The 8,023-nt window shown below is 63.0% G+C and carries 7 protein-coding genes and 1 tRNA gene; 4 read left to right on the top strand and 4 right to left on the bottom strand.

Annotated elements, in window-relative coordinates; all coding sequences use genetic code 11:
- Positions 1–301: 301 nt before the first annotated feature.
- Positions 302–386, bottom strand: a tRNA-Leu gene (locus DTW89_RS18165).
- A gap of 41 nt (positions 387–427) precedes the next feature.
- Between DTW89_RS18165 and cysM the strand changes: the two genes are divergently transcribed.
- The 4 genes from cysM to DTW89_RS18145 all read left to right on the top strand — a co-directional run bounded on the left by cysM (position 428) and on the right by DTW89_RS18145 (position 3,295).
- Positions 428–1,330 carry a cysteine synthase CysM gene (gene cysM, locus DTW89_RS18160; protein ID WP_087747032.1) on the top strand — a complete coding sequence of 301 codons (903 nt, stop codon included), beginning with the start codon at positions 428–430 and terminating at the stop codon, positions 1,328–1,330.
- A gap of 91 nt (positions 1,331–1,421) precedes the next feature.
- On the top strand, positions 1,422–1,988 hold the full coding sequence (locus tag DTW89_RS18155) for an NUDIX domain-containing protein (RefSeq protein WP_024815959.1): 567 nt from the start codon (positions 1,422–1,424) through the stop codon (positions 1,986–1,988).
- Between the two features lie 5 nt (positions 1,989–1,993).
- Entirely contained in the window at positions 1,994–2,221 is a 228-nt protein-coding gene (locus DTW89_RS18150; RefSeq protein ID WP_024815958.1) for a sulfurtransferase TusA family protein, read from the top strand.
- Positions 2,222–2,326: 105 nt separating this feature from the next.
- Positions 2,327–3,295, top strand: a complete 969-nt coding sequence (locus DTW89_RS18145; protein ID WP_114656955.1) for an IS1595 family transposase — start codon at positions 2,327–2,329, stop codon at positions 3,293–3,295.
- Between the two features lie 71 nt (positions 3,296–3,366).
- On the opposite strand, the gene galU is transcribed toward DTW89_RS18145, so the two are convergent.
- The 3 genes from galU to DTW89_RS18130 form a co-directional block, all read right to left on the bottom strand.
- Complete coding sequence (galU, locus tag DTW89_RS18140) at positions 3,367–4,260, bottom strand: UTP--glucose-1-phosphate uridylyltransferase GalU (RefSeq protein ID WP_114656954.1); 894 nt, start codon at positions 4,258–4,260, stop codon at positions 3,367–3,369.
- A 38-nt stretch (positions 4,261–4,298) separates the two neighbouring features.
- On the bottom strand, positions 4,299–7,196 hold the full coding sequence (locus DTW89_RS18135; protein ID WP_114656953.1) for a valine--tRNA ligase: 2,898 nt from the start codon (positions 7,194–7,196) through the stop codon (positions 4,299–4,301).
- A gap of 225 nt (positions 7,197–7,421) precedes the next feature.
- A partial coding sequence (locus DTW89_RS18130) for a VOC family protein (RefSeq protein WP_147277680.1) occupies positions 7,422–8,023 on the bottom strand: 602 nt, incomplete at its 5' end.

Raw genomic sequence — 8,023 nt, 5'->3', positions numbered from 1 at the left:
ACCGGACACCGATCGTCTAGTCAAATTTTTGTGCGCGCAGGTTTTGGGGGGAGGGGGTACCTCTTTTGGCCTGGCTGTGTGCTGCGTGGTGCTGGGGCTGAATTCAATGCCCGATGTGCCCCCAGTTGCCCCCGCTTTTCCGGCATGTGCCCCCACTTTATGAAAATGAGCCCCTAAATGTGCCCCCACATGCCCCCGGATTCCGGCACACTTCGGCGCACGTTCGCGCACTAGTCAAAGCCACTTCCCATAGGGGAAAAGAAAAAGGCCGCACGGTTGTGGAACCATGCGGCCTTGTCTGTGGTGCCCGGGGCCGGAATCGAACCGGCACGCCTTGCGGCGGGGGATTTTGAGTCCCCTGCGTCTACCAATTTCACCACCCGGGCGGGTAATTTGTGAAGACGCAAATTATGGCACAGTAGGGCGCATGAAATATCCGACGATTGAAGATGCGGTGGGCAACACGCCGCTGGTGGCGCTGCAGCGCATTGGGGCGCAAGGCCATGCCGAGCGTGGCAACGTGGTGCTGGGCAAGCTGGAGGGCAACAACCCTGCGGGCTCGGTGAAAGACCGGCCCGCGCTGTCGATGATTCGCCGTGCCGAAGAGCGTGGCGAAATTCGCCCGGGCGACACGCTGATCGAGGCCACGTCGGGCAACACGGGCATTGCGCTGGCCATGGCGGCGGCCATCAAGGGCTATCGCATGGTGCTGGTGATGCCCGAGGATTTGTCGATTGAGCGTGCCCAGACCATGAAGGCTTTTGGTGCCGAACTGGTGCTGACGCCCAAGAGCGGCGGCATGGAGCACGCCCGCGACTTGGCCGAGGCCATGCAAAAGCGCGGCGAGGGCAAGGTGCTGGACCAGTTTGGCAATGCCGACAACCCGCGCATCCACTATGAAACCACCGGCCCCGAGCTGTGGGAGCAGACGGGTGGGCGCATCACCCACTTTGTCAGTGCCATGGGCACCACGGGCACCATCACGGGGGTGTCGCGCTTTTTGAAAGAAAAAAACCCCGCCATCCAGATCATTGGGGCGCAGCCGCAAGAGGGCTCGCGCATTCCGGGCATCCGCAAGTGGCCGCAGGAATATCTGCCCAAAATTTACGACGCCTCGGCGGTCGATGAGCTGGTTTATGTGAGCCAGGACGACGCCGAAGAAATGTGCCGCCGCCTGGCGCGCGAAGAAGGCATTTTTGCGGGCATTTCGGCGGCGGGCGCCTGCTGGGTGGCGCAGCAGATTGCGCAGCGCGAGAGCAATGCCACCATTGCGTTCATCGTGTGCGACCGGGGAGACCGCTATCTGTCTACCGGCGTGTTTCCTGCGTGAGGCGCTCAGCCATCGTTGGCGTCAATATTTTGATGAAATTGGCCTCTAGCCCTTATGTATTAAGCACTAGCAGCTATCATAATAATAGTATATGAACTACGAAACCCGCCACTGCGCGCACTGCGGCACCGCCCTGCAACCCATCACCCTGGCCGAAGACGGCGGTGACAAAGAGCGGTTGCGTTGCCCCGCCTGCGGCTGGACGCACTGGAACAACCCCACGCCCGTGCTGGCGGCGATTGTGGAGGTGGGCGGCAAGGTGCTGCTGGCCCGCAATGCGGCCTGGCCGGGCAAGATGTTTGCGCTGATTACCGGCTTCATGGAGGCGGGCGAGTCGCCGCAAGAGGGCATTGCGCGCGAGGTGAAAGAAGAGACCAACCTGGATGTGCGCTCTGCCACGCTGGTCGGGGCCTACGAGTTTCTGCGCATGAACCAGGTCATCATTGCCTACCATGTGGTGGCCGAGGGCGAGGTGCGCCTGTCGCCCGAGCTGGTGGACTACCGGCTGTACGATCTGCCAGACCTCAAGTGCTGGCCTGCTGGCACAGGTTATGCGCTGGCCGACTGGTTGCGCACGCGGGGGCACGAGCCGGTGTTTTTTACGGACGAAGAAAATGCGGAACGGCGGCGCGGGTTTGACCTGCCGCCAAAGGATTGAACACCATGGAAACCAACAAAGAAATCGACACCCGCGGCCTGAATTGCCCGCTGCCCATCCTCAAGGCCAAGAAGGCACTGGCCGACATGGCCAGTGGCCAGTTGCTCAAGGTGCTGGCCACCGACAGCGGCTCGCTGCGCGACTTCCAGGCGTTTGCCAAACAAACCGGCAACGAGCTGGTAGAGCAGCAGACGGTGGGGGCCGAATACATCCACGTTTTGCGGCGTCGGTAATAAAAATAGGCTCTTCTAGCGAATGCTAGTGATGAGTCTTTAACCGCCCCGCTGCGCCCCCATTTCCAAAGCATGACGCTCGTGCGTCAGCCTCAGGAGAAGGCCATGCGACAGCAACAGATGACGCGTTTAATCCACAGCCTGCCCCAGCTGACGCACCACCAGCGCCAACAACTGGCACGCTCCCTGCAGGCGCTGCTCGATCACAGTCAGGCCATCGCCGTTGTAGAAACACACAACTGCGCCCCCCGAGCCTGTCCGCACTGCAGCAACTCCTTGCTCGTCAAGAACGGCTCAGCCAACGGGCTGCAACGCTTCAAGTGCCGCCAGTGCGCACGCACGTTCAATGCATTGACAGGTACACCGCTTGCACGGCTGCATCTGCGAGACAAGTGGATGGGCCAGGCACAGGCCCTGGGCGAAGGGCTCTCGCTCAACCAGGTCGCCCAGCGTCTGGGCGTGGCGCAAAGCACGGCCTTTCGGTGGCGCCACCGCTTTCTGGCCTGCCCCAAGAGCGTGCAGGCACGCCAGCTTGTGGGCATCGCCGAGGCCGATGAGTCCTACTTCCTGGCCTCCTGCAAGGGACACAGAGGGTTGCTGCGCCGTCCTCGCCGGCGCGGCGGTAAGGCGCTGGCTGGCTGCAAGGGTTCGGAGTACACCCCGGTGCTGATGGCGCGAGACCGAGCCGGAGCAACGGCCAACCTCATCGTGCAGACGAACATGGCGGTGAGTGTGCAAGCGGCGCTCAAGCCTTTGCTGGCGCCGGACACCATCCTGTGCACCGATGGCAGCATCACGCTGGCCAGCGCCGCGCGGGCACTGGGTGTGCAGCACCAAGCGGTGAACGTAAGCCGGGGCAACCGCGTGAGAGGCCCCTGGCATGTGCAAAACGTCAATGCCTATGTCAGCAGGCTGCGCGGGTGGATGCAGCGCTTCAAGGGCGTTGCGACGAAATACCTCGACTCGTACCTGGGCTGGTTCAGGATGTTGGACCGATCAGGCCCCATGGGGCCGCAGCCCGCGCAGGTGCTGGAGGCGGCCATGGGAAATCAAGGTGTCACTAGTATTCGCTAGAAGAGCCTAAAAATAGCTTCCAGCGCTTATCTGGTAAGCGCTGGAAGCTATTAAAAGTGAAGCAGTAAGAGTTACAGCGCCAGTGTCTTGAGGTATTCGCGAAACGCAGCACCCACCTGCGGGTGCTGCAGGGCCAGCTCTACCGTGGCCTCCAGAAAACCTTCCTTGCTGCCGCAGTCGTAGCGTTTGCCTTCGTATTGGAAGGCGTACACGGCCTCGTTTTGCATGAGGCGGGCGATGCCATCGGTCAGCTGGATTTCGCCGCCCACGCCGCGCGGCTGGTTGCGGATTTCGTTGAAGATGCCGGGCGTAAGAATGTAGCGGCCGGCCACGCCCATGCGCGAGGGCGCCACGTCGGCCTTGGGCTTTTCGACGATGCGCTCGATGCGGATCAGCGGCCCGCCAGCGGGCTCGCCGGCCACGATGCCGTAGCGGTGCACCTGGTCGAGCGGCACCTCCTGCACGGCAATCACCGACCGCCCCTGTTGGCGAAACGCCGCGGCCATTTGCGCCAGCACGGGTTCGCCGCCAGGCGGGCCCACCATCAGGTCGTCGGCCAGCAGCACGGCAAAGGGCTCATTGCCCACCAGCGGCTCGGCGCATAGCACGGCATGGCCCAGCCCCAGCGAGCGGGGCTGGCGCACAAAGGCGCAGTCCATGTCGTCGGGCTGGATGGAGCGTACCAGGTCCAGCAGCTCTTTTTTGCCGGCGGCCTCCAGTTCGGCCTCCAGCTCGTAGGCGGTGTCGAAATGGTCTTCGATGGCACGCTTGCTGCGCCCGGTCACAAAGATCATGTGGCGGATGCCGGCTGCATAGGCTTCTTCCACCGCGTACTGGATCAGCGGCTTGTCCACCACCGGCAGCATTTCTTTGGGCGATGCCTTGGTGGCGGGCAAAAACCGGGTGCCGAGACCCGCCACAGGAAACACGGCTTTGCGAACGGGGGTGTTGTTAGGCTGGATCATGGTGCGTGGGCAGGGTGGATGGTGGCAGAAGAGTCGGCTCAGCCCAGGCGGGCCAGCTGGTCGCGCAGGCGGGTGAGGGTGGTGCCAAAGTCGGCCACACGCTTTTTCTCCTGGTCGATCACGGCGGCGGGGGCCTTGGCCACAAAGGCTTCGTTGCCAAGCTTGGCGTTGGCCTTGGTGATTTCGCCGTCGATGCGGGCGATTTCCTTGGACAGACGGGCTTTTTCGGCGGCCACGTCAATTTCCATGTGCAGGCACAGGCGGGCGTCGCCCACCATCGCCACGGGCGCGGCCTGGGCGGCGGCGGCCCAGGCGGCTTCGTCGTCAAACACCTTCACTTCATTGAGCTTGGCCAGCGCCTGCAGCACCGGCGCCACGCCGCGCATGAACTCGGTGTCGCCCACGGTGAACATCGGCAGTCGGGTAGAGGGCGAGACGTTCATCTCGCCGCGCAGGGCGCGGCAGGCGTCCACCAGGCCCTTCACGCGGCCCATGTGGGCAATCGCGGCCTCGTCAATCTTCTCGGGCTGCGCCTGGGGGTAGCGGGCGATGCTGACCGATTCACCTTGCAAGCCCGCCACGGGCGCCACTACCTGCCACAGGGCCTCGGTGATGAACGGGATGATGGGGTGCGCCAGGCGCAGGATGGCTTCGAGCGTGCGGATCAGCGTGCGGCGCGTGGCGCGCTGCTGGGCCGCGTTGCCGTTCTGGATTTGCACCTTGGCGATCTCCAGGTACCAGTCGCAGTATTCGTTCCAGACAAAGTCGTAGATCGTGTTGGCCACGTTGTCCAGGCGGTACTCGGCAAAGCCCTTGGCCACTTCGGCCTCGGTCTTTTGCAGCAGCGAGCTGATCCAGCGGTCGGCCTGGCTAAATTCCATGTAGCCGTCCATTGCACCGCCGGGCTGGCATTCTTCCTTGGTGTGCTCCTTCAGGCCGCAGTCCTGGCCCTCGCAGTTCATCAGCACGAAGCGGCTGGCGTTCCAGAGCTTGTTGCAGAAGTTGCGGTAGCCCTCGCAGCGCTTGCTGTCAAAGTTGATGCTGCGGCCCAGCGACGCGAGCGCGGCAAACGTGAAGCGCAGCGCATCGGCACCGTAGGCCGGAATGCCCTCGGGGAATTCCTTTTGCGTGTTCTTGCGCACGGTGGGCGCGGTCTCGGGCTTGCGCAGGCCGGTGGTGCGCTTGTCGAGCAGCGGCTCGAGCGCAATGCCGTCGATCAGGTCCACCGGGTCGAGCACGTTGCCTTCGGACTTGGACATCTTCTTGCCCTGCGCATCGCGCACCAGGCCGTGGATGTACACATGCTTGAACGGCACGCGGCCCGTGAAATGCGTGGTCATCATGATCATCCGGGCCACCCAGAAGAAGATGATGTCGTAGCCCGTCACCAGCACGCTGCTGGGCAGGTACAGGTTGTAGTCGTCGGTGGGTGCATTGCCCTGGTTGGGCCAACCCATGGTGGAAAACGGCACGAGGGCGGACGAGTACCAAGTGTCGAGCACGTCGTCATCGCGGCGCAGCTGCTTGCCTGGGGCTTTGGCCTGGGCTTCAGCCTCGTTGCGCGCCACGATCACGTTGCCTTCTTCGTCATACCACGCCGGAATCTGGTGGCCCCACCAGAGCTGGCGGCTGATGCACCAGTCCTGGATGTTGTTCATCCACTGGTTGTAGGTGTTGACCCAGTTCTCGGGCACAAAGCTCACCTGGCCGGTGGCCACGGCGTCGATGGCTTTTTGCGCGATGCTTTTGCCCGTGGGGTCCTGGTCGCTCACCTTGCTCATGGCCACAAACCACTGGTCGGTCAGCATGGGTTCGACCACCTGTCCGGTGCGGGTGCAGATCGGCACCATGAGTTTGTGCTTTTTCACTTCGACCAGGGCGCCGATGGCTTCGAGGTCGGCCACCACGGCCTTGCGGGCGACGAAGCGGTCCATGCCCTGGTATTTGGCGGGGGCGTTCTCGTTGACGGTGGCCTGCAGCGTCAGCACGCAAATCATCGGCAGTTGGTGGCGCTGGCCCACGGCATAGTCGTTTTGGTCGTGCGCGGGCGTGACCTTGACCACGCCGGTGCCGAATTCCTTGTCCACGTAGTCGTCGGCAATCACCGGAATCTGGCGGTCGCACAGGGGCAAATTCACCATCTTCCCGATGAGGTGCTTGTAGCGCTCATCCTCGGGGTGCACCATCACGGCCACGTCGCCCAGCATGGTCTCGGGGCGCGTGGTGGCCACGGTGAGGCTGCCCGAGCCATCGGCCAAGGGGTAGGCGATGTGCCACAGCGAACCGTCTTTTTCTTCGCTCTCGACTTCCAGGTCGGACACGGCGGACTGCAGCTTGGGGTCCCAGTTCACCAGGCGCTTGCCGCGGTAGATGAGGCCTTGCTCATACAGCTTCACGAAGGTGTCGGTCACCACGGCGCTGAGCTTGTCGTCCATGGTGAAGTATTCGCGGCTCCAGTCCACACTGTCGCCCATGCGGCGCATTTGCGTGGTGATGGTGTTGCCGCTCTTTTCTTTCCACTCCCACACCTTGGCGACGAAGTTCTTGCGCGCCTCGGGGGGCGTGGGTCCCATGTCGTGGCGGCTGATGCCTTGCTCTTGCAGTTGGCGCTCGACCACGATTTGCGTGGCAATGCCCGCGTGGTCGGTGCCGGGCACCCACACCGTGTTGAATCCCCGCATGCGGTGGTAGCGCGTGAGGCTGTCCATGATGGTCTGGTTGAACGCATGGCCCATGTGCAGCGTGCCCGTGACGTTGGGCGGCGGCAGCTGGATGGAAAACGCGGGCTCGCCCGCCTGGGGCGCGCCGGTGCCCCGAAAGCCCGCCGCGCCATAGCCACGGCGCTCCCACTCGGGGCCCCAGTGGGCTTCCAGGGCGGCGGGTTCGAAGGACTTGGAGAGGCTGTCGAGGCCGGGTTGTGCAGTGGTGTCGCTCATGGCGGGATCGCAATTGAAAACGGCATCCCCTAAGAGCGCGTTTACGATTTAGCGATGCCTGCTAAATCGTAAACACGTTCTGAGGATGCCGTCAGGTTGACTGGGGGCGGGATGTACTGATTTTACCGGCGCGCCCGGATGGCGCGCCCACGCCCTGAAATTATGAGTGTTTTTGGCCTCTGGCGCTTGTCCATAAAGCGCTGGTAGCTATGCTAAATATAGCATTCATGCTTTGCCCGGCGCAAACTCCGGCCGGTCGTTGGTGGGCGGCTTGAGCGCATGGGCGGCGTTGCCCGCCGCACGCTCTTTGCGCCACTGCTCCTTGCGGGCCGTCCAGTCGCTCAGCCGCTGGTGGGCGACGGTGCTGTCTTTGTGCATCTGGGCCGCATCGGCCAGCTGGGCGGTGAGCTCGAGCCGGATGCCGTTGGGGTCGAAGAAATAGATGCTTTTGAAGATGTGGTGATCGGTTACGCCCAGCACCTCGATGCCGTGGGCCTGCAGGCGGGTTTTGGTGTTTTCGAGGTCTTGCACCGTGTTAACGCGAAACGAGATGTGGTTCACCCACAGTGGCGTGTTGGGTGAAGGCAGTGGCTTGACGTCGTCGCCCAGGTCAAAGAACGCGATGAACGAGCCATCTTGCAGCCGAAAGAAGAAATGCGTGTAAGGGCAATATTCGCCCGTGCTGGGCACGTAGTCGCTCTGAATGATGTGGTAGAGCGGCAGGCCCAGGATGTCTTCGTAGAAATGCCGCGTCTCCTCGGCATCGCGCGCCTTGTAGGCGTAGTGGTGCAACTGCTGAATGGCAGCCGGGGCGGGCAGGGTGGCGG

It is taken from the genome of Acidovorax sp. BoFeN1 (assembly GCF_003345135.1).
GTDB lineage: Bacteria > Pseudomonadota > Gammaproteobacteria > Burkholderiales > Burkholderiaceae_C > Acidovorax > Acidovorax defluvii.
This window is presented reverse-complemented; position numbering and strand designations above follow the sequence as displayed.